Below are 22,139 nucleotides of genomic sequence, written 5' to 3'. Positions count from 1 at the left end.
ACCTCAAGTGGCCTTGGACTTACGACAACGTCGTGACGTTCGGCTCACTCGCTACTTATCCCAACCTATCCGCTGAAGACGGCTTGCCGTCCTAAGCAAACCAACGAGAGCGTGCGCGCAACTCAGTACACCGAGCATTGCGACCCTCCACCCTCTCCCTGGTGACAATAGCTGTGTGGTCCCACCCGATCCCATTCCGAACTCGGAAGTGAAACGCACATGCGCCGATGGTAGTGTGGCTCAAGCCATGCAAGAGTAGGTCATCGCCAGGGGCTTTACCCCAGAAGGCCGGTCCATCAGGACCGGCCTTCTTCTTTTGCGCGATAAAGAAAGCGAACACCCGCATTGCCCGGTCTTCCAGGACAGGCGAGCCGTTTGTGGAGTGAGGCAACCACAACCTGGCGAGGTCAGTAATCGCCAGCCGCCGGTGCGAATTGGATTAGCCCACGATCCCGCGCACATACGTCGCTTCGACACACGCAGCTTCGCCGTCAGTAAAGAAGCTTGTTCGACCCAGCGCCTCGCATTCCGCGTACGCCCGTTTCTGACTAAACGGGCCGCCGAAACGTCACCACCAGCACATCCCGATGCGACGCCTGCGCCGGATCTTCCGGTTCCACGGGCGTAACGCCGTGGAAAACGCGCGAGTCGTCGACGAGCGCTGCATCGAGCGCGTGGGTGAGCGTGAAGCTCCCCAGTAGCGTGCCGTCGGAGGCGTGGATCGTGGTGGTTCCGCTGCCGATGTTCATCCGATCGATCAGCAGCACGAGGACGTAATCGACGCCATCGCGATGGACGCCCTCCGGCGTCGGCTGCCCCGGTTCGCCTGCGCGTGCTTCGATACGGAACTGGTGCAGTTCGATGTGCCAGTTCGCGACGTCCGGTGCGAGCCCGCCGAAGAATGAACGGCAGAAGTGCAGGATGCTGCGGAGGCTGGCGCTGTCGGCGACTTCGGGCAGTACCGGCGCGAACCAGCGCTCAATGCCGCCTTGCAGCGTGTTGTAGTCGCGGCTTTGGTAGTGCGGTTGATGCGGCTCGCGCGCGATCGTTTCACCGGTCGCCGAAAAGACCGCATGCCGTCGACGTCGATGCAATCCTACATTGGCGAGATACGCATCCGGCTCCAGCGAGTCCCAACTGCCCGCAAACTCGCTCCAGTCTGACAGCGGGCCGAAGGTTTCCAGCAGGCCGCGCATCGTGTCGCCTCCGACGAAACGGAAGCCGCCCTTGCGAAGTTCGTCCTGCAGGACGGCCGATGGCGGCAGCGTGTGAGGCATCGCGTTCAACCCGGCATTCCCGAAACCATCAGGGCGCGACGTGCAGCGCTGCCTGCACGAGCAGCCAGACCACGCACGCCAGGCCCAGCGCCCAGATCAGCGAACGCAGGTAATGCCGGCCGGCGATGTACACCAGGCCGTGCAGGATGCGCAGCGTGACGAATGCCAGCGACAGCGCCGCGATCTGCGAGTGCGCGACGCCGGCCAGCTGCGCCAGCACCACGCCGGCCGCAAATGGCGCGAACGCCTCGTAACTGTTGAGCTGCGCCGCGTACGCGCGTTGCGCGCGCGGGCTCTGCTGCTTTTCCTGCCAGCGTCGCGGATCGCGATTGTCGTAGCGCTCGCCGCTCGCCTTCGAAATGGCAACCCACAGGTACGGCAGCAACGCGGCGATCAGGACACAGACGTACGCGGTGGTGAGCGTCATGGCAGTTCCATGCGGCCAGGAGAGCCGCCAGCGTAGCCGAAAACGACAACGGCGCCGCATGGGCGCCGTTGCCGGTCGAACCGATCGAAGCGTTACTTCGCCGACTTCATCAGCTTGTCGTGCGCGCCGCGGAAGGCGTTGCCTTCGTACCAGTTCGGCCACTGCTCGTCGCCGGCCAGCGTGCGGCCGACGCCGTACAACGCTTCCAGGTCCTGCACCACGCCGTCCATCTTCCACGACGGATCGAACTGGTCGCCCGGCTTATGGTAGCGGTTGTCGCGATAGTCGGATTCAGCCTTGCGACCGGCATCGACGCCACCTTCGAGCAGCTCGCTGCCGCCCTTGGCGTACAGCGCCGGCACGCCGGCCTTGGCGAAGTTGAAGTGATCGGAGCGGAAGTAGAAGCCGTCTTCCGGCGTCGCCTCGGCGTGTAGCACGCGCTGCTGGCTTTCGGCCTGCGTCTTGAGCAGGTCTTCCAGCTCCGAGCTGCCGAAGCCCACGACCGTCATGTCCTTCGCCTTGCCGATCACCGGCATCGCATCGAGGTTGATCACGGCGACGGTCTTGTTGAGCGGAATGGTCGGATGCGCGACGTAGTACTTCGAGCCCAGCAGGCCCGATTCCTCCAGCGTCACGGCAAGGAACAGCAGCGAGCGATCCGGCGGCGGCGTCTGCTTGCTGAAGGCCTCGGCGATCTCGAGGATGCCCGCCACGCCGCTCGCGTTGTCGATGGCGCCGTTGTAGATCGTGTCGGCGTGCGGCTCGCCGGCGCTCGCACCGCCGTGCTCGTCGGCTTCATGGGCGTGGTTGCCCAGGTGATCCCAGTGCGCCATGTAGACGATCGCTTCGTCGGGACGCTTGGCGCCCGGCAGCAGCGCGACGACGTTGCGCGACGACTTCTCGCTGGTCTTGCTCTTCAGGTCGACCGACAGCTTTCCGTCCAGCGGAATCGCCTTGAAGCCCGGCTTGTTCGCGGCCTTGTAGAGCTCGTCGAGGTTCTGGCCCAGGTCGGCCAGCAGCGAGCGCGCGGCATCGCCGGTGATCCAGCCCTGCACCGGCAGGCGCGGTTCCGGATCGTCCTTCGCCGGCAGGTCGAACTGCGCGCCCGACCAGGAGTTCTTCACCACATCCCAGCCGTAGGACGCGCCCTCGGTGTCGTGGATGATGATCGCCGCCGCGGCGCCCTGGCGGGCGGCTTCCTCGAACTTGTACGTCCAGCGGCCGTAGTACGTCATCCGCTTGCCTTCGAAGAGCTTCGGATCCTGGCTGTGGAAGCCCGGATCGTTGACGAACATGACGACCGTCTTGCCCTTCACGTCGACGCCGGCGTAGTCGTTCCAGTTCTGCTCGGGCGCGTTGACGCCGTAGCCGACGAACACGAGTTGGCTGCCGTCGACCTTCACGTCCTCGCGGCCGGTGCGCGTTCCCACGACCATGTCGTCGCCGAACTTCAGCGTGCGCGGCTTGCCCTTGGCGTCGATGGTCAGCGTGGTCGACTCGTCCGCCGTGGTTTCCACCATCGGCACCGTCTGGAAGTAGCTGTCGCCGTTGCCGGGCTTCAGGCCCATGCGCTTGAACTGCGCTTCCAGGTACTGGACGGTCTTCTCTTCGCCGGCGCTGCCGGGCGCGCGACCCTCGAACTCGTCCGACGCCAGCACCTTCACGTGCTGGGCGAAATCGGCGGCGTTGATCGCGTCGTTGAAGGAATGGTTGTCGGCCGTCGCCGGCGCTGCCGCGGGCGTCTGCGGGGTGGCGGTGCTGGGCGCGTCGGCGGGCTTGGAGCAGGCCGTAAGCGCGATCGCGCCGACGATGCCGGCTACCGCCGTGCTGAGCAGGGAAACTCGGGACATGGGACCTCCGGAATGGACCAGGCCCCACGGCAGCCCGCGCCGCGCGGGGCCGCCGTGAAGGCGAACCCCATTCTAGGCATGCCGGCCGCGCCGTCACCGTGCATGGTCCGGCAGTTTGCCGGGACCGTCTCGCCCCGGGCCGCGGATCCAGTCCCGGAGCGCGGATCGCCAGTCTTTTCTGCTGGCGCGCGAGTCATTCCGCCTCGATCGCCAGCAATTTCGGCTGACGCTCCAGTCTTTGCGGCTCGAACGCGAGGCTCAGGAACTGGCGCGCGAGTGAAAAAGCCCAGAACGCCGGCCTCCGGGACTGGCGCGCCAGCCCGGGGCACTCGCGCGCCACGCAAAAAAACTGGCGCGCCAGGCTCGGAGCCTGACGCGCCAGTCTTCGGAACTCGACGAGGGTTCTTTACGAGGTCTGCGCTGCTTACTGCCCCGGCGGGGTCGCACCGTCGAACCGCACTGCCGTCGCTCCGCTGATCTGGCCGACCTTCGCCGTGCTGTGTACGTACAGCTCGACCTTGCGCTCGAAGTTCAGCGGGCCTTCGACGACCGCGTTCGGCCCGATGATGACCTTCGGGTCGCGCTTGTTGAACGAGAACCACGAGCCGCTCGGCTTGGTGTAGTGGATGCCGCCCTTCACGTGCGAATTCACGCCGACGGTCACGTCGCCGTTCACCGTGGTGATGCCGCCGGACAGGTCGGTGTCGACCAGGCCGATCGCGCCGTTCACCGTTTCGATGTCGCCGCGCACGTCGCCACCGCGGTCCACGAAGATGCCGCCGTTGACGGTTTCCAGCTTGCTGGACAGCTTGCCGTTGCCCGCCACGCGGATGGAGCCGTTTACCGTCTCCAGTCCTTCGGCCTCGACGTTCTCGGCGACGGTGATGCTGCCGTTGACGGTTTCGGCCTTGCCCGCGCGCGCGCCGGCGCCGATCTTGATGGAGCCGTTGACGGTCTCCAGGTCGCCGACCGTCTGGCCGGCTTCGACGGTGATGCTGCCGTTGACTTTATCGATGTCCTGGGCGGCGAACGCCGGCGCGGACAGCGCCAGGGCGAGCGGCAGGACGCAGAGGGAGCGGATTCGCATCGTTTCGGTTTCCGTGTTGGGACGGGCTTCAATGCATCGGATGCGCTGAAGGCGGAATCGGTTTACACCGCTTCGCTACAATCGCAGCCATCGCCGGCGCGGACCCGTGCCCGAAGTCACCATTGGCCCTTCACTCTGGAATCCCCCGACGTGCCAGCCTCCCCGATGCGCCCCAAACCCGTGGTCCTGCTGATCCTCGACGGCTGGGGGCATCGCGACGACCCGACCGACAACGCGCTGGCCCAGGCCCGGCTTCCGAACTGGGACGCGCTGGTCGCCTCGGCGCCGCACACGCTGATCCACACCGAAGGCCGCCACGTCGGCCTGCCGGACGGGCAGATGGGCAATTCCGAGGTCGGCCACATGAACCTCGGCGCCGGCCGCATCGTCTACCAGGACCTCACGCGCATCGACGCCGCCATCGAGGACGGCACGTTCTTCGGCAACGACGAACTGCGCGCCGCGTGCGCCGCCGCGCAGTCCAACGGCGGCACGCTGCACGTCATGGGGCTGCTGTCGCCCGGCGGCGTGCACAGCCACGAGAACCACATCTTCGCGATGCTCGAACTCGCGCGCGAGGCGGGCGTGTCGAAGGTCGCCGTGCACGCGTTCCTCGACGGCCGCGACATGCCGCCCAAGTCCGCCGAACCGAGCCTGGCCAAGCTGCAGGACGTCTGCCGCAAGCTCGGCAACGCGCGCGTGGCCAGCGTCAGCGGTCGGTACTACGCAATGGACCGCGACCAGCGCTGGGATCGCCTGCGCCGCGCATGGGATGCGATCGTCGAAGCGAAGAGCGAGCACGTCACGACCGGTCCGATCGAAGCGCTGCTGCAGGCGTACGAGCGCGGCGAGACCGACGAGTTCGTCGCGCCGACGGTGATCGAAGGCTCGCTGCCGATGGCCGATGGCGATGCCGTGGTGTTCATGAACTTCCGCGCCGATCGCGCGCGGCAGATCACCGCCGCGTTCGTCTCGCCGACGTTCGCCGGATTCGACGCGCGCAGGCCGAAGCTGTCGCGTTTCGTGTGCCTGACCGAATACGACGCGAAGCTGCCGGCGCCGGTCGCCTTTGGCCCCGACGATCTTCGCCACACGCTCGGTGAGGTGCTCGCCGACAACGGCCTGACGCAGCTGCGCATCGCCGAAACCGAGAAGTACGCGCACGTCACGTTCTTCTTCAGCGGCGGCCGCGAGGATCCCTACGCCAGCGAAACGCGCATCCTCGTGCCGAGCCCGAAGGTCGCGACCTACGACCTGCAGCCGGAAATGAGCTGCCCCGAACTCACCGAGAAGCTCACCGCCGCGATCCGCTCCGGCGAGATCGACGTCGCCATCTGCAACATCGCCAACCCCGACATGGTCGGCCACACGGGCAATATCGCCGCGGCTGTGAAGGCGGCCGAAGCGGTGGACGTCGCGATCGGCGCCATCGCGCAGGCCGTGCGCGACACTGGCGGCGCGCTGCTGGTCACGGCCGACCACGGCAACCTCGAAATGATGCGCGACCCGTCGACGGGCCAGCCGCATACCGCGCACACGGTCGGCCCGGTGCCGTTCGTGTACCTCGGCCCGCGTGCGGCGACGCTGCGCTCCGGCGGCGCGCTGCGCGACGTGGCGCCGACCATCCTCGACCTGCTCGGTTTGCCGAAGCCGGCGGAGATGAGCGGAACGAGCCTGCTCGCAGGCTGACCGCATGCGGCGCGCCGTCGTTGCGGTGAAGTGCGCGATGCTCATCGTCGCCAGCCTGGTGCTGGCGACGCCCGCGTTCGCGCAGAACAGTCGCGAGGCCGAACGCAAGCTGGAGAAGATCCAGCGCGAGCTGAAGTCGGTCGCCGCCGAACGCCGCAAGATCGAAGGCCAGCGCGGCAGCGCGTCGCGCCAGTTGCGCGAGGCCGACGAGAAGGTCGGCGAATCGAACCGCCGTCTGCGCGAGATCGAAACGCGCATGGCGAAGGAGCAGGCCTCGCTCGCCGCGCTGCAGGAGCAACGCACGCAACTGCAGCAGCGCATGGCTACGCAGCGGCAGGAGCTCGCGCAGCTGCTCCGCGCCGCGTACCTGCAGGGTCAGGATGCCCCGTTGAAGCTGCTGCTCGCGCAGGATCGCGTCGCCGACGGCAATCGCATGCTCGCCTACTACGGTTACCTGCAGCGCGATCGCACGCGCCGCATCGCCGAACTCGACGCGCAGCTGCGTGAACTCGATGAGGTGGAGCAGGCGATCGTGCAGCGTCGCAGCGAGCTGGATCGCACGCGCGAACAACAGCGTTCGCAGCTGGGCAAGCTGCAGAGCGCCCGCAAGGAACGCGCGAGCCTGGTCGCGCAGCTCGACAAGCGTTACGAGGACCGCAGCACGCGCGAGCGCGAACTCGGGCGCGACGCGGCCGGCCTGGAGCAGCTGCTGAAGAAGCTGCGCGCCGCCGCCGCGAAGGCCGAAGCGCAACGCCGCGCCGCCGCCGAACGCGCCGCGCGCGAAGCACGCGAAGCCGCCACGGCCGGCAAGGATGCGCCGCCGCGCCGCAAGCCCGCCGTCGTCGCCAGCGCCCCGGCGCCGCAGGTCGGTGGCCTGGGCTGGCCGGTGTCCGGTGCGTTGCTCGCCGGCTTCGGCGCGACCATGCCAGACGGCCGCGACAGCGACGGCCTGCTGATCGCCGCCGCCGCCGGCACGCCAGTCAAGGCGGTCGCCGACGGGACGGTCGTCTACGCCGAATGGATGACCGGCTACGGACTGCTGCTGATCGTCGACCACGGCAACGGCTACATGAGCCTGTATGCGCACAACGACGCGCTGCTGAAGGACGTCGGCGACGCGGTGAAGCGTGGCGATTCCGTCGCCACCGTGGGCACCTCTGGCGGCCACGGCCGCGCGGCGCTGTACTTCGAGCTGCGTCGAAATGGGGCTCCGGTCAATCCCGGAACGTGGCTGCGGCGTTGACGCTGAACGGTCGATCCGGTTGCGGGAACGATTAACGAAAGCCTTCCATTGCGCTCCCCCGCCGTGCCCATAATCACGGCACGCCGGGCGGAAGGCCGCCCGCTTCGCCTCACGCACCACCCCGGAGTTGCCGAATGTCCCTGCGTCGCCTCGCCCCGTTCGCCCTGGCCGCCTTCGTCGCCCTGCCGGCCGCCGCGCAGGAGGCCGACGCGCCGCCTGCCGACGCGCCGATCGAGTCGCCCGACGGGGAAACGGCCGAGGCCAAGGTGCCGCTGGACGAAATCCGCCGCTACGTCTCGGTCTACAACGCGGTCAAGCAGGCCTACGTCGAACCGGTGGCGGATCAGAAGCTGATGCATTCGGCGATCCGCGGCCTGCTGTTCGACCTGGACCCGCACAGCGTCTACCTCGACAAGGAAGACGCCGAGAGCTTCGACGAACAATCGCGCGGCGCCTACGACGGCGTCGGCGTGGAACTGATGCGCCAGCCCGACGGCTCGCTGCGCGTGATCGCGCCGATCGACGACACACCGGCCGCGCGCGCAGGCGTCAAGGCGGGCGATGTCATCACCGCCATCGACGGCAAACCCTTCAAGCCCGACGAAGGCGACCAGTCCGGCCCGCTGCGCGGCGCGCCGGGCAGCAAGGTCACGCTGACGATCGTGCGCGAAGGCAAGGACAAGCCTTTCGATGTCACCCTGACGCGCGAAACCATCCGCGTGGCGAGCGTGAAGAGCCGCATGCTCGAACCGGGCTATGGCTACGTGCGCATCAGCGCGTTCCAGGCCGACACCGCGGCGGATTTCGAAAGCCAGCTCGAGAAGCTCAAGGCGCAGGGCGGCGGCAAGCTGCGCGGCCTGGTCATCGACCTGCGCAGCAATCCGGGCGGCCTGTTGACCTCGGCGGTGCAGATCGCGGACGACCTGCTCAACGAAGGCAAGATCGTTTCCACGCGCGGCCGCATCGCGATCAGCGACGCCGAGTTCGGCGCGACGCCAGGCGATCGCCTCGACGGCGCGCCGGTCGTGGTGCTGGTCGACGCGGGTTCTGCGAGCGCGGCGGAAGTCCTCGCCGGCGCGCTGCGCGACAACAACCGCGCGCGCATCGTCGGCAGCCGCACCTTCGGCAAGGGCTCGGTGCAGACCGTGCTGCCGCTGGACAACGGCGACTCGGTGAAGCTCACCACCGCGCGCTATTACACGCCCAGCGGGAAGTCGATCCAGGCGCTGGGCATTTCGCCCGACGTCGTGCTGCAGCCGGGCAAGGACGCCGACAAGAGCATCCGCAACTTCAGCGAAGCCAGCCTGCCGGGCCACCTGCGCGGCGACGGCGAGAAGGACGGCGAGGAAGGCCAGCCCGGCCAGAACGCCGGCGACGTGCTCGACGGCGATGCGCCGATCGCTGCTGCGCTGGTGGAACTCAAGAAGCCGGTGGCGAGCGCGGCTACGCCCGCGCCGAAGAAGAACTGAGGCGCGCGCCGCGTCAGCGCGGCGCTTCGCCAATCAACCCGCACGCCAGCCGGATCGGTGCACGCGAGGCGACCGCCAGCGTGTCCTGGAACATCGTGCAATCGAGCAGATTGTCGGGCGACGAACGCCGGCCCGAATAGACGTTGATGTTGACCTGCGGAGCGTCGGGCGCGTCGGTCCACGCGAGCTGTTTCGCATCGAGCGAGACCGCCGGGAAATGCGCGACGGGCGTGCCGTCCAGTCGTGCGCCTTCGAGTTCGACCTGCGTGCGATGCAGCGTCAGCCAGGGGTTTTCGCTGCCCTGCACGTGCTCCGCCTGCGCCTGGGCGCTCGGGTCACCGAAGTAATCGGCGCTGACGATCAGCGATTCGTGCTGCGATACGAGGCGTTCACGCGCGGCGGGCGTCAGCGTGATCTCGACGTCGAAGGCATTGGATGTCGCGTTCGTCGCGTGTGTCGAATTCGTCGCAGGCGTCGTCGAAGCAGCAACCGCCGGCTCACTCCTGGCCGACTCGGGCGCGCGCTGGCAGGCCGCGATGGATGCGATCGATGCCGCGAGAACACAGGCGCGCAAGATCGTCCGCATCGCTCGCCTCAGCGCGGCTTGCCCGGCAGCGGGAACGGCGTGACGACCTTCTCGCCCGTGGTCGCGTCGCGGATTGCCGACTGCCCTTTGCGCTCCACTTCCTCGATGCGCACGATGCTGTGCATCGGCAGGTGCAGCGCGCGCGTGTTGCCGAACTCGTCGCGCAGGCGTTCTTCGGTGGGATCGATCACCACGCCGTCGTGCACGTCGAACACCAGTTCGCTCACTTCGGTGAAACCCCACAGCGCGCCCGAGGCGACGTTGCGTGCATAGACCTCGTACACCTTGCCGGCGTTGAGGAAGGTCACCTTGTAGAGCGGCTTGGACATGTCGGATTTCGCGATGGCGGAGCGGGTTGCACGCTGACGATGGGGTCGCGCGCCGCGTCAATCAAGCCGCTCCAGTCCCGCCTCAGAGCCCGCGCCGACGCCGCATGCGCCGCGCGATGCCGGCGCGGGCGATCAGCGCGAAGACGCCACCGAAGGCAAAGCCGGCGAGGTGCGCCGACCAGGCCACCGCGCCGAACGCCGGGCCGATGAAGGTGAAGACGAGTTGCAGCAGCGCCCACACGCCGATCAGCAGCGGCGCGGGCACCTTCACGAACTGCAGGAACAATCCCAGCGGCACCACGACGCCGAGCTTCGCGGCAGGAAACAGCGCCAGATACGCGCCGATCAGCGCCGACACCGCGCCGCTCGCGCCGATGATCAGCCGGTCCGGCGTGCCGATGGCGATCACCGCGGCCAGGTTCGCGACCGCGCCGCCGAGCAGGAACAGCACCAGCAGCCGCCACGGGCCCATCGCGCGTTCTGCCGGCAGCCCGAAGATCAGCAGGAACACGAGGTTGCCGAGCAGGTGCGCCCAGTCGGCGTGCAGGAACAGCGCGGTGACCAGCCGCCACAGGCTGCCGGTGCGGATCGACTGCCACCAGGCCTCCGGCGAGGCCAGGCCGCCCGAAAGCGCACCCCATTCCATCAGCAGCCGGCGCTGTTCCGCGCCGGGCATCAGCTCGACGGTGATGAAGCTCAGCCACAGCAGGCTGAAGAGGACGGGCGTGGCCCAGCGCAGCGGGATGCGCTCCCGGCCGGGGATCGTCACGAACACCGGAACGGGCCTCCCCCATTCAGCATCCGAAGACCGCCGGGACGCGAGAAAAAGCCTGTTTTACAAGTGCGGACGGGCATGCCGCTATTGTTAGCCTCGGGTTAAAAGCCGGGTTATAGTGCATACGGCGTCGTACGTCGGGAGGGGTTTCCGGCGATTTGTGGCGACCGACCGGACCGGCCGGGTCGCCATGTCGATGGCGCGGCCTGAAGAAGACGAAAAAATACTCCATTGGAGACTACACGCATGCAACACGCTTCTCGTTTCATCCAGCTGTCGGCGCTCGCCTTCGGCATCGCCGGCGCGCTGGCCGTTGGCCAGGCACAGGCTTCGGGTTTCCAGCTGAAGGAAAACAGCGTCAAGTCCATGGGCGCGGCGTTCGCTGGTGCCGGCGTCAACGAGACCGACTCCTCGGTCGTCGCCAACAACCCGGCCACGATGGCGCGTTTCAGCGGCACCACGATGCAGGTCGACGTCACCGCGATCGACCTCAGCTACGAATTCAAGGGCACCGGCACCGACGCGCTCGGTCGTCCGCTGACCGGCGGTAACGGCGGCGACGCCGGCGACATCGCGGCCGTGCCGGCCCTGTCGGTCATTCACAAGCTCGACAACGGCCTGGCGTTCGGCGCCATGGTCAGCGCGCCGTTCGGCCTGAAGACCGAATACGACGACAACTGGCAGGGCCGCTACTTCGCGCACACCTCGGACGTCGAGATCATCGACCTGACCCTGGCCGCCGCGCTGGACATCGTGCCGGACCGCTTCTCGGTCGGCGCGGGCATCATCTACTCGCGCGCCGACGTGACGCTGTCGAAGTCGGTCGACTTCGGCTCGCTGCTGTTCGCCAACACGGCCACCCGCCCGCTGCCGTTCGCGCGTCCGCAGGCCGCTGACGGCTTCGCCGAGATCCAGGGCGACGACACCGGCTTCGGCTGGACCGTGGGCGCCAACCTCAAGCCGACCGACAAGCTGGCCATCGGCGTGAGCTACCGCTCCGAGATCGACTACGAACTGGAAGGCACCGCCGACTGGACCGTGCCGGGCAACGTCGCCGCGGTGTTCGCCGCCAGCCCGACCACGCGTCCGCTGTTCCAGGACGGCGCCGCGCTGGCCAAGCTGACCACGCCGTCGGTGCTGAACGTCGACCTGCGTTACGACTTCACCGACAGCTTCTCGATGATGGCCTCGTACGCCGAGACCGGCTGGGAATCGCTGCGCGAAGTGCGCATCGAGTTCGCGAACCCGGATCCGGATTCGGTCGAGCCGTTCAACTGGAAGGACACGACGTTCGCCTCGCTCGGCGCCGAGTACAAGCTCAACGAATCGTGGACGCTGCGCGGCGGTGTCGCGTACGACGAAACCCCGACGCACATCGAAACCCGCACGCCGCGCCTGCCGGACGCGAACCGAATGTGGTACTCGCTGGGCGCCAGCTGGGCCGCCACGCAGGCGCTGGAAGTGAACTTCGGCTACACCCGCATCGAGCCGAACTCGCCGAAGATCGACATCACCTCGGGTGGTTCGACGCTGGTCGGTCCGTTCGACGGCGCGGCCAACCTGTACGGCGTCTCGGCGCAGTACAAGTTCTGATCCAACGCGTCATGCTGCATCGAAAGGCCCCGCTTCGGCGGGGCTTTTCTTTTGTGCTTCATTCGAAGCGGTTCGTGCGCAGCGCCGTGGGTGCCACCTTCGCCGGCGAGGCCAGGCAGCCGATCGGCTCGGAGCGCGACGTCGCTATCGAGCAGGACGCCGGCTTGCGCTCCTGCGATGCGGTGCGCATGTATGCGTCTTCATCGCAACGCGGTGCGTCCCGCGCGACGGCGGAGCACTGCACACCCGCGCGGCTTTGCAGCGGGTTCGTGTCGCGTTGCGCGGACGCACCCTGTGGTGGCCGCGGTGCAGCGCGCGCGAACAGCCATCCCGAAAACGCCGCCGCACCCGCCAGCATCAGTGCGCCCGACCATCCGAGCCATCTGCGTCGACGCTGACGAGTCCCTCCCGAAGCCGGCGTCGCATGCACCTGGGCGGGCGTGGGAGATGCGCTCGCCGAACCCAATTCCAGTACGGGCGCGATCCACTGGTAACCGAAGCGCGGCACGGTCCGGATCGCGCGCTGCAATGCTCCCGAATCGCCCAACGCCTTGCGGGCGCGCAGCATCGTTTGCGCGACGACCATGTCGGTGACTTCGACGCGCCCCCACACGGCCGCGATCAGTTCGTCGCGACCCACCGCGCGGTCGCGATGCATGACGAGGTAGGCGAGGCAATCGAAAGATTTCGGCGGCAGCGCCACGCGCTCGCCATCGCGGAGGAGGTCGCGCGACGGCGGATCGATCTCGAACTCCTGGAAGCGATACCTCGTGCGTCGCATGCGCCGGTGTCCTGTACATGCACCGATGCGCGATGCCTCGGGCCCGTTCCCGATGCTATGCGAGGCTTTCGTCCGCAAGGCGAGTTGAACGCCGCCTGCACGAGGCAAATCGCCAAGAAAAAGTCTCACTCAACGGCGATGGGCGCAATGCAGGCCGCATCGCGCCCATGCCGTTCCATCAATACGTTCTTGCCCGCACGAGCACGCCCGCCGCGTCGGCCGTGGCCTCGACCTTGATGTAGTAGCGCCCCTTCGCCGGCGACGTCACGTTGAGGACCTGGTTCGTGCCGGGGCGTACCGACGCGCCGATGTTCGACGCCGGCATCGGTTGGGATTCGTAGTTGAGGTACGCCGCGAGCGTGCCGCGGCCGCTGTAGCTGGTGAACTCCAGACGGGTCCGGCCCTCCGGAACGTCGATCGCGTAGATCACGCCTTGACCCGCGGCCAGCGGCGGCATCGACTCGACGAGGTTGCCGGTCAACGGCACCGACTGGATCGGCTGGCCGAATCGCTTGGCACGATCCACTGCGGCCGCCGCGTCGACGATGCCCGCGCCGATCGCGCGATCCGGCTTCGTCGGGAACGGACGCGCCGACGACACCAGCACGCCTTCGACCTGCGCCGGTGTCAGCGGCCTTGCGGCCACGCTCTGCATCAGCGCGACGATGCCCGAGACGTGCGGCGTTGCCATCGATGTACCGGTCATGCCGACGTAGCGGTCGCCTTCGGGCACGGTCGCGCCGGTGTTGTGTGTCGACCAGATGTAGCCGTTCGGCGAGCCTTCGACGCCCGCGCCGCCCGGCGCGGCAACGTCGACGCCGCTGCCGTAGTTCGAGTAACCCGCGCGCTGTCCGCTGTAACCCGTGGCGCCGACGGCCACCACGCGAGCGCAACTCGCGGGCGAGTGACCGGCGACATCCGCGTTGTCGTTGCCCGCCGCGACCACGACCGTGGCGCCAAGCGACACCGCCTTGTCGATCGCCGCCTGCGTATCGCTATCGCACGCGTGCGAGCCGCCCAGGCTCATGTTGATGACCTCGGCGGGATTCGGGTTGTCCGGCACGCCGTCGATGTGGCCGCCGGCCGCCCACACGATCGCGTCGTTGATGTCGGACGTGTAGCCGCCGCAGCGGCCAAGCACGCGCACCGGCACGACCTTCGCGTCGTAGGCCACGCCCGCGCCACCGATGCCGTTGTTGGTGACTTCGGCGATGGTTCCCGACACATGCGTGCCGTGCCAGCTGCTGCTGCTCGCGGTCGAGCCCGCGCCGCACTGGTCGGCGACGGTGAAATCGCCCAGGTCCCATCCGCCCGGCACGCGATCGTCGGTAGCGCGCCCCGAGACTTCGTGGTCGGTGATGAAGTCGTAGCCAGGCAGCAGGTTTGCGACGAGGTCGGCGTGATTCGTCGCGCCGGTATCGAGCACCGCGACCACGACGCCCGCGCCGCTCGCGCCGGCATTCCACGCACTGGTGACGCGCGCGCCGCCGGCGCCGGTGCCGTAGTGCCACATCTGGTGCGTGGCGAGCATCGGATCGTTCGGCATCGCGGTCGGGCGCATCAGGCGATCGACGCTCACCGATTCGACGTTCGGATCGCTGGCGATGGCGCGCATCAGCGCTTCGGCCTGCGTGCGGTCCAGGCGTTGCGATGCGCGCACGACCCGGCGGCCTGTCGCGGTGGTACGCAGCGAATCGATGCGCAACGCGGCGGCGCCGCGCAGGCCCGCGATGCGCGCGCCCATCTGCGGGCGCGCGCGCTCGGCGGCGGCGTTCATCGCGCGCTGGCTCGCGGCCGGCTGCGTGCGTTCGGCGCTGCCATCGCGGTACTTCACGATGAAGCGGGGAGAGACGGTGGCGTCGTCGATCGACGCCAAATCGACCGTGCCAGCGAATGCGGGAACGCAGGCGGCGGCGATCAGGAGGCTCAACAAGGTGCGGCGGAACGTCATGCGCTATTCCTCGAATGGACGTGCGGAAGGACGGCGCCCGCGACGGGCGCCGTTTCGATGCGGAGCGGGTTACAGGTCGAAACCGAAGCCGACGCCGGCGGCGTTGTCGTCGCTGCTGAAGGCGCCGCCGATGGAGAACGAAGCGCGGTCGCCGATGGCCTTCGAGTAGCCGATCGACAGCGCGCTTTCGCCGTTCTGCCAGCCGGCGCCGACGCCGATGCGGCCGCGTGGGCTGCGCGAATTCGCCGCGTTGATCGACATGTTCATCATCGCCGCGCTCATCGCGCCTTGGCGGTCGATGCGTTCGTCCTGTTTGCCGAGGCGATAGCCGACGTCGTCGCGCAGCTGCGTGAACTCGTCGCTCATCGCCTGGTAGCGGCTGTCGGTGTACGCGTTGGCGCGCGAGAGCGTCTGCGCGTCGCCGGCCTGCACCTGCTGCACGTTGGCGGCATCGTGTGCGTTGACGCCATCGGCGACCTGCGTGACGCGACGCTGCGACTGCGCGTTGCCGACCGATACGGTGTCGGCCTCGTTCGCGACCGAGCCGTGGCCCAATGCGACGGCATTGTCGGCCGTGGCTGAAGCGCCCTGTCCGATGGCCGTGCCCGATTCGGCGGTGACGCTCGCATCGGCCCCGACGGCCACCGCATTCGCCGCGCGCAGGGCCACTGTCGCGTTGCTGCCCACCGCGGTGCTGCCGTCGGCCAGCACCGATGCGCCGCTGCCGATGGCGGTGTCGTCGGCGCTCATCGCGACGCTGCTTTCGCCCACTGGCAAGCCTGCGCCGACGCCCACGGGCACGTCGCTGTGTGCGCCGCCGAAGTGGTTCTCGACGACCGTGAGGCGATCCCCGAGCCCGGCGATTCCCGCGTCGATCGCATCGAACGCCTGCGCAACCGTGTGGTACCGCGCGCCGAAGAGGTGGAACGTCGGCGCGGTCATCAGCCCGTTGGCGTCGAACGCCGCACCGCCGCCGAAGCCTGCGAGCACGGAGCCGAGCTGGTCGACGTTGACCGCGTCGGTTCCGGCGATGCCCGCGCGCAGGTTGGCGATCGTCGTACCGGTGGTGCCGCCGAGCGTGACCTTGTCGCGCGTGGTCGGGTCGTCGTACTTCACCGCCGCGTCGTCGAGCGTGCCGATGGTGTCGTCGAACTGCGCGATCGCCGTGTTGAGTTGTGCGACGTTGACCGCGTCGGTGTCTTCCGTACCGGCGGCGACGTTGGCGATCTGGCGCTCGTGGCCGGCCGAGCCGACGGACACGGTGCCGGCGCGATCGGCGATGGCGCCCGCGCCGATCGCGACGCTGTCGTCGGCCAGCGCCAACGCGCCGCTGCCGAGTGCGGTGGATCGCGCGGAATCGGCGACGGCGTAGCTGCCGACCGCGGTGCTATCGATGCCGCCGGCGAACGCGTTGAAGCCCAGCGCGCTGCTTGCGATGTCGGTCGCGAACGCGTTCGCGCCGACGGCCACGGCGTTGTCGGCTCCGGCGTAGGCGTAGGCGCCCGTTGCGGTGGCGTAGTCGCCGAAGGCCTGCGCACCGTTGCCGACGGCGGCAGCGTTGGTGCCATCGGCCTGTGTCGCGCTGCCGACGGCCAGCGTGCCGATGCCGGCCGCGGACGCATCGTGACCGAAGGCGACCGCGTCGTCGGACATAGCCTCGGCGTTGCTGCCGAAAGCCATCGCGTTGGAGATGTCGCCGCCGCCGCTGTTGCCGACGTGCGCGCCCATGCCGATCGCCGAACTGCTCGTGCCGCTGCCGCCCCAGACTTCCGCGCCTGCACCGATCGCGATGTCGTTGCGCCAGGTGCTCAGCGCGCCGTAGCCGAGCGCAAGACTGTCGACGCCCCACGCGACGCTGTCGGCGCCGATCGCCACGGTGCCGGCGTCGCGCGCCAAGCTGCGCAGGCCCATCGCGACGCTGGCATGGCCTTCGCCATGCGACAGGAAGCCAACGGCCACCGCGCCGTTGATGTTGGTCGGATCCGGGCTGCGATAACCGCCAATCGCGCTGCCCGGCGCGGGTGGATGATCGCTATCGCGGTCGTTAGTCAGCGCGGCCGGGCCGATCGCCGTGTCGTAGTTTGCGGTCGTGTATGAAGCCGACCCCAACGCCTGCGAACCCAGTCCCGAGGCGACGGCGCGTCCGTAGGAACTCGTACCGGCCGTCGGCTTCGGGGCGGCGCCGAAGGCCGTGTTCCAGTCGAGGTATCCGCCGAGCGCGGTCGAGCCGGACGCGATGGCATACGCCGATGTGCCGACGGCCGTGGACGTCTTGCCGTACGCGATGGCGCTGGCGCCGATGGCGGTGCCGTAGTTGTAGACGGCCGCCGCGCCGGAGCCGATGACGGTGTTGTACTGGTCCCGCACCGGTGCCTCGTAGGTGCGATAGCCGGTGCCGGGCTCGAGGACGTAACGGCCGTCGTCGTCCGTGATGGGCATGATCGTGTCGCCCATTGTCTGCGCGCCGTTGCCGATCACGACGTTGCTGGTGCCCTGCGACGCGGCGCCGGTACCGATCACGGTGGAGTTGGTCGCCGGACCCGGATCGAACACCACGCCGCGGCCGCCCCAGCCGATGACCAGGCTGGCGACCTTCGCCTCCGCGCGTGCGTTTGCGCCCATCACGATGGTGCCGTTGCCGTTCGCGCGTGCGCCGTTGCCGATGGCGATGGCGTTCTGCACCGGGGCCGCAAGCGACGTCTGTACGCGCGTGGTGATGCCGTTGGTGGTCGAGGTCGTGCTGCCGGCGATCACCACTTCCGTGGTCGCGCCGGTGCCGAGGGCGATGTTGTTCGCGCCGTTCGTGCGGGCCTGGTTGCCGATGGCGAGGCTGCCGGTCTGGTTACCGCTGGCCGGTGTCGGTGCGGTGGTGGTGGAGGTGGTCGGCGAACCTTGTGTGGTGGTCGTCGTGGTCGTGGTGCGCTGCGCCTGGGTCTGCGACTGGTTGCCGATGGCGATGCTGTTGTCGGGTTTGGCGACCGATCGCACGCCGATGGCGACGGCGCCGTTCCCAAGGGCCTGCGCCGCCGCGCCGATGGCCGTCGCGTTGTCGCCCTTCGTCCACGTGATCTCGTCCGGATCGACCTGGCCGTCGCCGTCGAGGTCGATCCACGAGCCGATGGCCGTGGCGTTCGTGCCCGAGGCGGTGGTCTCGTCGCCCAGGGCGACCGAACCGGAGCCGGACGCCTTGGCGTCGGGACCACAGGCGAAGGCGTCTGCGCCTGTTGCGGAGCTGTCGATGGGCAGCGGGTTGTTCGCGTCGTCGTACAGCTGGCAGTTGCCGCCGGCGAAAGCGGGCGTGGCGAGCGCGGACAGGAGCGCGAAGGTCAGGAGGCGGCGTTGCGGTCGGGTGCACGTCGGCATCGGGGGCATGGCGGTACTCGCTGGTGGGAAGGACACCCGGACGACTCGTCCGGGCGAACCCCAACCGTTGCTTCCGCCCCCGTGGTCGGCTTGAAAGCGCCATCACAAGCGGCCTCGCCGGATCACAGACCGTTCAAAAGACCGCGACAGGCCCATCAAATCCTGTAGGAATGCCGGAAGCGCCACACGGAGCTTTCCGAACCGCGGGGGCAAATCCCCCACAAACGAAAACGGCCCCGGCGTGTGCCGGAGCCGTTTCGCATTTCGACGCGGGCGGCCAGAGGCGCGCCCGCGAGGCTCAATCGCCCAGCGTCAGCAGCGAGGCGTTGCCGCCCGCGGCGGTCGTGTTGACGGTGATCGTTTTCTCGGTCGCGAAGCGCGGCAGGTAGTGCGGGCCGCCGGCCTTCGGGCCGGTGCCGGACAGGTTCTGGCCGCCGAAGGGCTGCACGCCGACGACCGCGCCGATCTGGTTGCGGTTGACGTAGCAGTTGCCGACCTTGATGCGCGAGGCGATCTTCTCGATGGTCTCGTCGATGCGCGAATGGATGCCCAGCGTCAGGCCGTAGCCGGTCGCGTTGATCTGGTCGATCACCGCGTCGAGCTGGTCGGCCTTCCAGCGGATCACGTGCAGCACCGGCCCGAAGATCTCCTTGTGCAGCTGGTCCAGCGACTTGAGCGTGTACGCGCGCGGGGCGAAGAAGCTTCCGTTGGCGGCGTCGGCATCGAGCGCGACTTCGGCGACCTTGGTCGCTTCGCGATCCATGCGTTCGGCGTGGTCGCGCAGCATCTTCAGCGCGTCCTCGTCGATCACCGGGCCGACGTCGGTCGACAGCAGGCCCGGATCGCCGACCTTCAGCTCGGCCATCGCGCCGGCGAGCATCGTGGTGACCTTGTCGGCGATGTCGTCCTGCACGAACAGCACGCGCGCGGCCGAGCAGCGCTGGCCGGCGGAGGTGAACGCCGAGGCGATCGCGTCCTTCACCACCTGTTCCGGCAGCGACGACGAGTCGGCGATCAGCGCGTTCTGGCCGCCGGTTTCGGCGATGAGCACGCCAATGGCCGCGTCGCGGGCGGCGAGCGCGCGGTTGATCGCGCGCGCGGTGTCGGTCGAACCGGTGAACGCGACGCCGGCGATGCGCGGATCCTTCGTCAGCGCGGCGCCGACGGTGGCGCCGTCGCCCGGCAGGAACTGCACGACCGCTTCCGGAACGCCGGCTTCGTGCAGCAGCTTCACCGCGTAGTAGCCGATCAGGTTGGTCTGCTCGGCGGGCTTGGCGAGCACGCTGTTGCCGGCGGCGAGCGCGGCGGCGACCTGGCCCAGGAAGATCGCCAGCGGGAAGTTCCACGGACTGATGCAGACGAACACGCCGCGGCCGGACAGCTGCAGCGTGTTGGATTCGCCGGTCGGGCCCGGCAGCGGCTCGATCGCGAACTGCTTGCGCGCCTGCGCGGCGTAGTAGCGCAGGAAGTCGACGGCTTCGCGCACTTCGGCCACGCCATCGGGGATCGACTTGCCGGCCTCGCGCGTGCACAGCGCGATGTACTGCGGCATGCGCTGTTCGAGCAGGTCGGCGGCGTGTTCCAGGATGGCGGCGCGGCTCGCGGCCGGCGTCATGTTCCACGCATCGTGCGCGGCGACGGCGTTCTGCACGGCCTTCTCGACCGTGGCGCTGTCGGCGGCCTTCCACTGCCCGACGACCTGGCGGCGGTCGGCCGGGTTGGTCACGGCGATGTCGGGGCCGGCGGCGTTCGCGCCCGGCACGAGCGGCGTGGCGCGCCACTCGCTGCGAGCGGCGGCGTTGACCTGCTCGGCGAGCGTGCGCAGCTGGTCGTCGTTGGCGAGGTTGATGCCCATGGAGTTGGTCCTGTCGATGCCGAAGCTGCGGTACAGATCGAGCGGCTGCGGGATGCGCGGATGCGCGATGGATTCGAATGCGGAGACGGTGGCGACCGGATCCTGCACGAGGTCATCGATGGCGATGTCCTCGTCGGTGATGCGGTTGACGAAGCTGGAGTTGGCGCCGTTCTCGAGCAGGCGGCGCACCAGGTACGGCAGCAGGTCCTCGTGCGAACCGACCGGCGCGTACACGCGGCACGGCACGTCCAGGCGATCGGCCGGGATCACCTCGGCGTAGAGGTCGTCGCCCATGCCGTGCAGCTTCTGGAATTCGAAGTGCTTCGCGCGCCCCATCGACTTCGCGCGCTGATGGATCGTCGCGATCGTCTGCGCGTTGTGCGTGGCGAACATCGGATAGATCGCATCGGACGCTTCGAGCATGCGGCGCGCGTTGGCGAGGTAGCTCACGTCGGTGTTCGGCTTGCGCGTGAACACCGGGTAGCCAGGCTGGCCTTCGACCTGCGCGCGCTTGACCTCGCTGTCCCAGTAGGCGCCCTTCACCAGTCGGACCGGGATACGGCGGCCGGTGCGGCGGGCGAGGTCGGCGATGAAGTCGATCGCCTCCGGCGCGCGCTTTTGGTACGCCTGGATCGCCAGGCCGTAGCCTTCCCAGCCTTCGAGCGAGGCGTCGGAATACGCGGCGGCGATGACGTCGAGCGACAGCTCCAGGCGGTCGGCTTCCTCCGCATCGACCGTGAAGCCGATGCCGTAGGACCTGGCCATCTGCGCAAGCTCAAGCACGCGCGGCACCAGCTCGGACATCACGCGCGCGCGCTTGGCGTGCTCGTAGCGCGGATGCAGCGCCGAGAGCTTCACCGAGATCGACGGCGCGGCGAAGACGTCCTTGCCCTTGAAGTCGCCGCTCTTGCCGATCGCGTGGATCGCATCGCGATAGGCCTGCAGGTAACGCAGCGCGTCCTTCGTGGTGAGCGCGCCTTCGCCGAGCATGTCGAAGGAGTAGCGGTAGGCGGCGTTGCCGTTTTTCTGCGATCGGGCGAGCGCCTCGCCGATCGTGCGGCCCATCACGAACTGGTGGCCCATGATCTTCATCGCCTGGCGCACGGCCAGGCGGATCACCGGCTCGCCGACGCGCCCGAGCAGGCGCTTGAAGGCGCCGTGCACGTCGCGCTTGGTCTCGTCGGCCAGGTCGACCAGGTGGCCGGTCAGCATCAGGCCCCAGGTCGAGGCGTTGACCAGCACCGAGTCCGACTGGCCCATGTGCTTCTTCCAGTCCGCATCGCCGAGCTTGTCGCGGATCAGCTTGTCGGCGGTCTCCTGGTCCGGAATGCGCAGCAGCGCCTCGGCCACGCACATCAGCAGCACGCCTTCCTCGCTGCCCAGGTCGTACTGGCGCATGAAGGCTTCGATCGCGCCCTGGTCCTTGGCGCGCGCGCGGACGCGGCGGACGAGATCCGCGGCGGTCGCCTGCGCAGCGACGCGGTCGGCTTCGGGCAGGCGGGCGCGGTCGAGCAGGGCGCGCACGTGGCTGGCTTCGTCGCGAACCCAGCCGGCGGTGATCGCGGCGCGGGGCGCGGCGGGTGTCGGCGGGAGTTCGGGGGTGATCAGCGCGTGCGGCGCCGGCGGGCCGTCGCTAGCGACGGCAGGGGCGGAATCGGAGGTCATCGGGGGCCAGGGGACAGCCTTGGGAAGCCGGATAGTCTAGAGCGTTCCGGTCGCCACGGACGTTGCGCGCCCGGGCTGCTAGGTTCCGGATGCAAGGGGGAAGAGTCGTACCGGATGAGGCGGGATTGCGAAATTTGCCTACTATTCCGCAAGCTTTGACAGCTGCGGTTGTTGGTGGCGTTCACGGTCGGTAAACTAA

At 68.6% G+C, this 22,139-nt stretch carries 15 protein-coding genes and 1 rRNA gene; 5 read left to right on the top strand and 11 right to left on the bottom strand.

Annotated elements, in window-relative coordinates:
• The first annotated feature begins 157 nt into the window (after positions 1-157).
• A 5S ribosomal RNA gene (gene rrf / locus GOY17_RS17805) occupies positions 158-272 on the top strand.
• 276 nt (positions 273-548) lie between these two features.
• Here the strand turns inward: rrf and GOY17_RS17800 are convergent.
• The 4 genes from GOY17_RS17800 to GOY17_RS17785 all read right to left on the bottom strand — a co-directional run bounded on the left by GOY17_RS17800 (position 549) and on the right by GOY17_RS17785 (position 4,641).
• Positions 549-1,277, bottom strand: coding sequence for a 2OG-Fe dioxygenase family protein (locus GOY17_RS17800; RefSeq protein ID WP_157031798.1), 729 nt, complete (start codon positions 1,275-1,277; stop codon positions 549-551).
• Between the two features lie 28 nt (positions 1,278-1,305).
• Entirely contained in the window at positions 1,306-1,704 is a 399-nt protein-coding gene (locus tag GOY17_RS17795) for an MAPEG family protein (protein WP_115842062.1), read from the bottom strand.
• A 92-nt stretch (positions 1,705-1,796) separates the two neighbouring features.
• Positions 1,797-3,554: a M28 family metallopeptidase gene (locus tag GOY17_RS17790; RefSeq protein ID WP_157031366.1), complete on the bottom strand. Its 1,758-nt coding sequence runs from the start codon at positions 3,552-3,554 to the stop codon at positions 1,797-1,799.
• 424 nt (positions 3,555-3,978) lie between these two features.
• Positions 3,979-4,641: a DUF4097 family beta strand repeat-containing protein gene (locus GOY17_RS17785; RefSeq protein ID WP_157031365.1), complete on the bottom strand. Its 663-nt coding sequence runs from the start codon at positions 4,639-4,641 to the stop codon at positions 3,979-3,981.
• 165 nt (positions 4,642-4,806) lie between these two features.
• Here GOY17_RS17785 and gpmI point away from each other — a divergent pair, with 165 nt between their 5' ends.
• The 3 genes from gpmI to GOY17_RS17770 all read left to right on the top strand — a co-directional run bounded on the left by gpmI (position 4,807) and on the right by GOY17_RS17770 (position 9,042).
• A complete protein-coding gene (gene gpmI, locus GOY17_RS17780; RefSeq protein ID WP_157031797.1) occupies positions 4,807-6,330 on the top strand; it encodes a 2,3-bisphosphoglycerate-independent phosphoglycerate mutase in 1,524 nt (507 codons plus the stop codon).
• A 4-nt stretch (positions 6,331-6,334) separates the two neighbouring features.
• Complete coding sequence (locus GOY17_RS17775; protein WP_157031364.1) at positions 6,335-7,573, top strand: murein hydrolase activator EnvC family protein; 1,239 nt, start codon at positions 6,335-6,337, stop codon at positions 7,571-7,573.
• A gap of 134 nt (positions 7,574-7,707) precedes the next feature.
• Positions 7,708-9,042: a S41 family peptidase gene (locus tag GOY17_RS17770; RefSeq protein WP_157031363.1), complete on the top strand. Its 1,335-nt coding sequence runs from the start codon at positions 7,708-7,710 to the stop codon at positions 9,040-9,042.
• 13 nt (positions 9,043-9,055) lie between these two features.
• Here GOY17_RS17770 and GOY17_RS17765 read toward each other — a convergent pair whose 3' ends face one another.
• The 3 genes from GOY17_RS17765 to GOY17_RS17755 all read right to left on the bottom strand — a co-directional run bounded on the left by GOY17_RS17765 (position 9,056) and on the right by GOY17_RS17755 (position 10,732).
• Positions 9,056-9,628 (bottom strand): hypothetical protein, encoded by a 573-nt coding sequence (locus tag GOY17_RS17765; RefSeq protein WP_157031362.1) that lies wholly within the window; start codon positions 9,626-9,628, stop codon positions 9,056-9,058.
• An 8-nt stretch (positions 9,629-9,636) separates the two neighbouring features.
• Positions 9,637-9,957: a DUF1820 family protein gene (locus tag GOY17_RS17760; RefSeq protein WP_157031361.1), complete on the bottom strand. Its 321-nt coding sequence runs from the start codon at positions 9,955-9,957 to the stop codon at positions 9,637-9,639.
• A gap of 82 nt (positions 9,958-10,039) precedes the next feature.
• Positions 10,040-10,732, bottom strand: coding sequence for a rhomboid family intramembrane serine protease (locus GOY17_RS17755; protein ID WP_115842054.1), 693 nt, complete (start codon positions 10,730-10,732; stop codon positions 10,040-10,042).
• Between the two features lie 246 nt (positions 10,733-10,978).
• On the opposite strand from GOY17_RS17755, the gene GOY17_RS17750 reads away from it, so the two are divergent.
• Positions 10,979-12,325: an OmpP1/FadL family transporter gene (locus tag GOY17_RS17750; RefSeq protein ID WP_157031360.1), complete on the top strand. Its 1,347-nt coding sequence runs from the start codon at positions 10,979-10,981 to the stop codon at positions 12,323-12,325.
• Between the two features lie 58 nt (positions 12,326-12,383).
• Here GOY17_RS17750 and GOY17_RS17745 read toward each other — a convergent pair whose 3' ends face one another.
• The 4 genes from GOY17_RS17745 to putA form a co-directional block, all read right to left on the bottom strand.
• Positions 12,384-13,106 (bottom strand): winged helix-turn-helix domain-containing protein, encoded by a 723-nt coding sequence (locus GOY17_RS17745; protein ID WP_157031359.1) that lies wholly within the window; start codon positions 13,104-13,106, stop codon positions 12,384-12,386.
• Positions 13,107-13,284: 178 nt separating this feature from the next.
• On the bottom strand, positions 13,285-15,057 hold the full coding sequence (locus tag GOY17_RS17740) for a S8 family peptidase (protein WP_157031358.1): 1,773 nt from the start codon (positions 15,055-15,057) through the stop codon (positions 13,285-13,287).
• A 69-nt stretch (positions 15,058-15,126) separates the two neighbouring features.
• Entirely contained in the window at positions 15,127-18,429 is a 3,303-nt protein-coding gene (locus GOY17_RS17735) for a YadA-like family protein (RefSeq protein ID WP_157031357.1), read from the bottom strand.
• Positions 18,430-18,718: 289 nt separating this feature from the next.
• Positions 18,719-21,940, bottom strand: coding sequence for a bifunctional proline dehydrogenase/L-glutamate gamma-semialdehyde dehydrogenase PutA (gene putA / locus GOY17_RS17730; protein WP_157031356.1), 3,222 nt, complete (start codon positions 21,938-21,940; stop codon positions 18,719-18,721).
• Between the last annotated feature and the right edge of the window lie 199 nt (positions 21,941-22,139).

The sequence above is a fragment of the Lysobacter soli genome, assembly GCF_009755585.1.
Classification (GTDB): domain Bacteria; phylum Pseudomonadota; class Gammaproteobacteria; order Xanthomonadales; family Xanthomonadaceae; genus Lysobacter_J; species Lysobacter_J soli.
This window is presented reverse-complemented; position numbering and strand designations above follow the sequence as displayed.

What these genes read in the sequence shown, in the direction of transcription:
- GOY17_RS17800 (WP_157031798.1), bottom strand. Translation starts at nt 1,277, where the DNA reads ATGCCTCACACGCTGCCGCCATCGGCCGTCCTGCAGGACGAACTTCGC.
- GOY17_RS17795 (WP_115842062.1), bottom strand. Translation starts at nt 1,704, where the DNA reads ATGACGCTCACCACCGCGTACGTCTGTGTCCTGATCGCCGCGTTGCTG.
- GOY17_RS17790 (WP_157031366.1), bottom strand. Translation starts at nt 3,554, where the DNA reads ATGTCCCGAGTTTCCCTGCTCAGCACGGCGGTAGCCGGCATCGTCGGC.
- GOY17_RS17785 (WP_157031365.1), bottom strand. Translation starts at nt 4,641, where the DNA reads ATGCGAATCCGCTCCCTCTGCGTCCTGCCGCTCGCCCTGGCGCTGTCC.
- gpmI (WP_157031797.1), top strand. Translation starts at nt 4,807, where the DNA reads ATGCGCCCCAAACCCGTGGTCCTGCTGATCCTCGACGGCTGGGGGCAT.
- GOY17_RS17775 (WP_157031364.1), top strand. Translation starts at nt 6,335, where the DNA reads ATGCGGCGCGCCGTCGTTGCGGTGAAGTGCGCGATGCTCATCGTCGCC.
- GOY17_RS17770 (WP_157031363.1), top strand. Translation starts at nt 7,708, where the DNA reads ATGTCCCTGCGTCGCCTCGCCCCGTTCGCCCTGGCCGCCTTCGTCGCC.
- GOY17_RS17765 (WP_157031362.1), bottom strand. Translation starts at nt 9,628, where the DNA reads ATGCGGACGATCTTGCGCGCCTGTGTTCTCGCGGCATCGATCGCATCC.
- GOY17_RS17760 (WP_157031361.1), bottom strand. Translation starts at nt 9,957, where the DNA reads ATGTCCAAGCCGCTCTACAAGGTGACCTTCCTCAACGCCGGCAAGGTG.
- GOY17_RS17750 (WP_157031360.1), top strand. Translation starts at nt 10,979, where the DNA reads ATGCAACACGCTTCTCGTTTCATCCAGCTGTCGGCGCTCGCCTTCGGC.
- GOY17_RS17745 (WP_157031359.1), bottom strand. Translation starts at nt 13,106, where the DNA reads ATGCGACGCACGAGGTATCGCTTCCAGGAGTTCGAGATCGATCCGCCG.
- GOY17_RS17740 (WP_157031358.1), bottom strand. Translation starts at nt 15,057, where the DNA reads ATGACGTTCCGCCGCACCTTGTTGAGCCTCCTGATCGCCGCCGCCTGC.
- GOY17_RS17735 (WP_157031357.1), bottom strand. Translation starts at nt 18,429, where the DNA reads ATGCCCCCGATGCCGACGTGCACCCGACCGCAACGCCGCCTCCTGACC.
- putA (WP_157031356.1), bottom strand. Translation starts at nt 21,940, where the DNA reads ATGACCTCCGATTCCGCCCCTGCCGTCGCTAGCGACGGCCCGCCGGCG.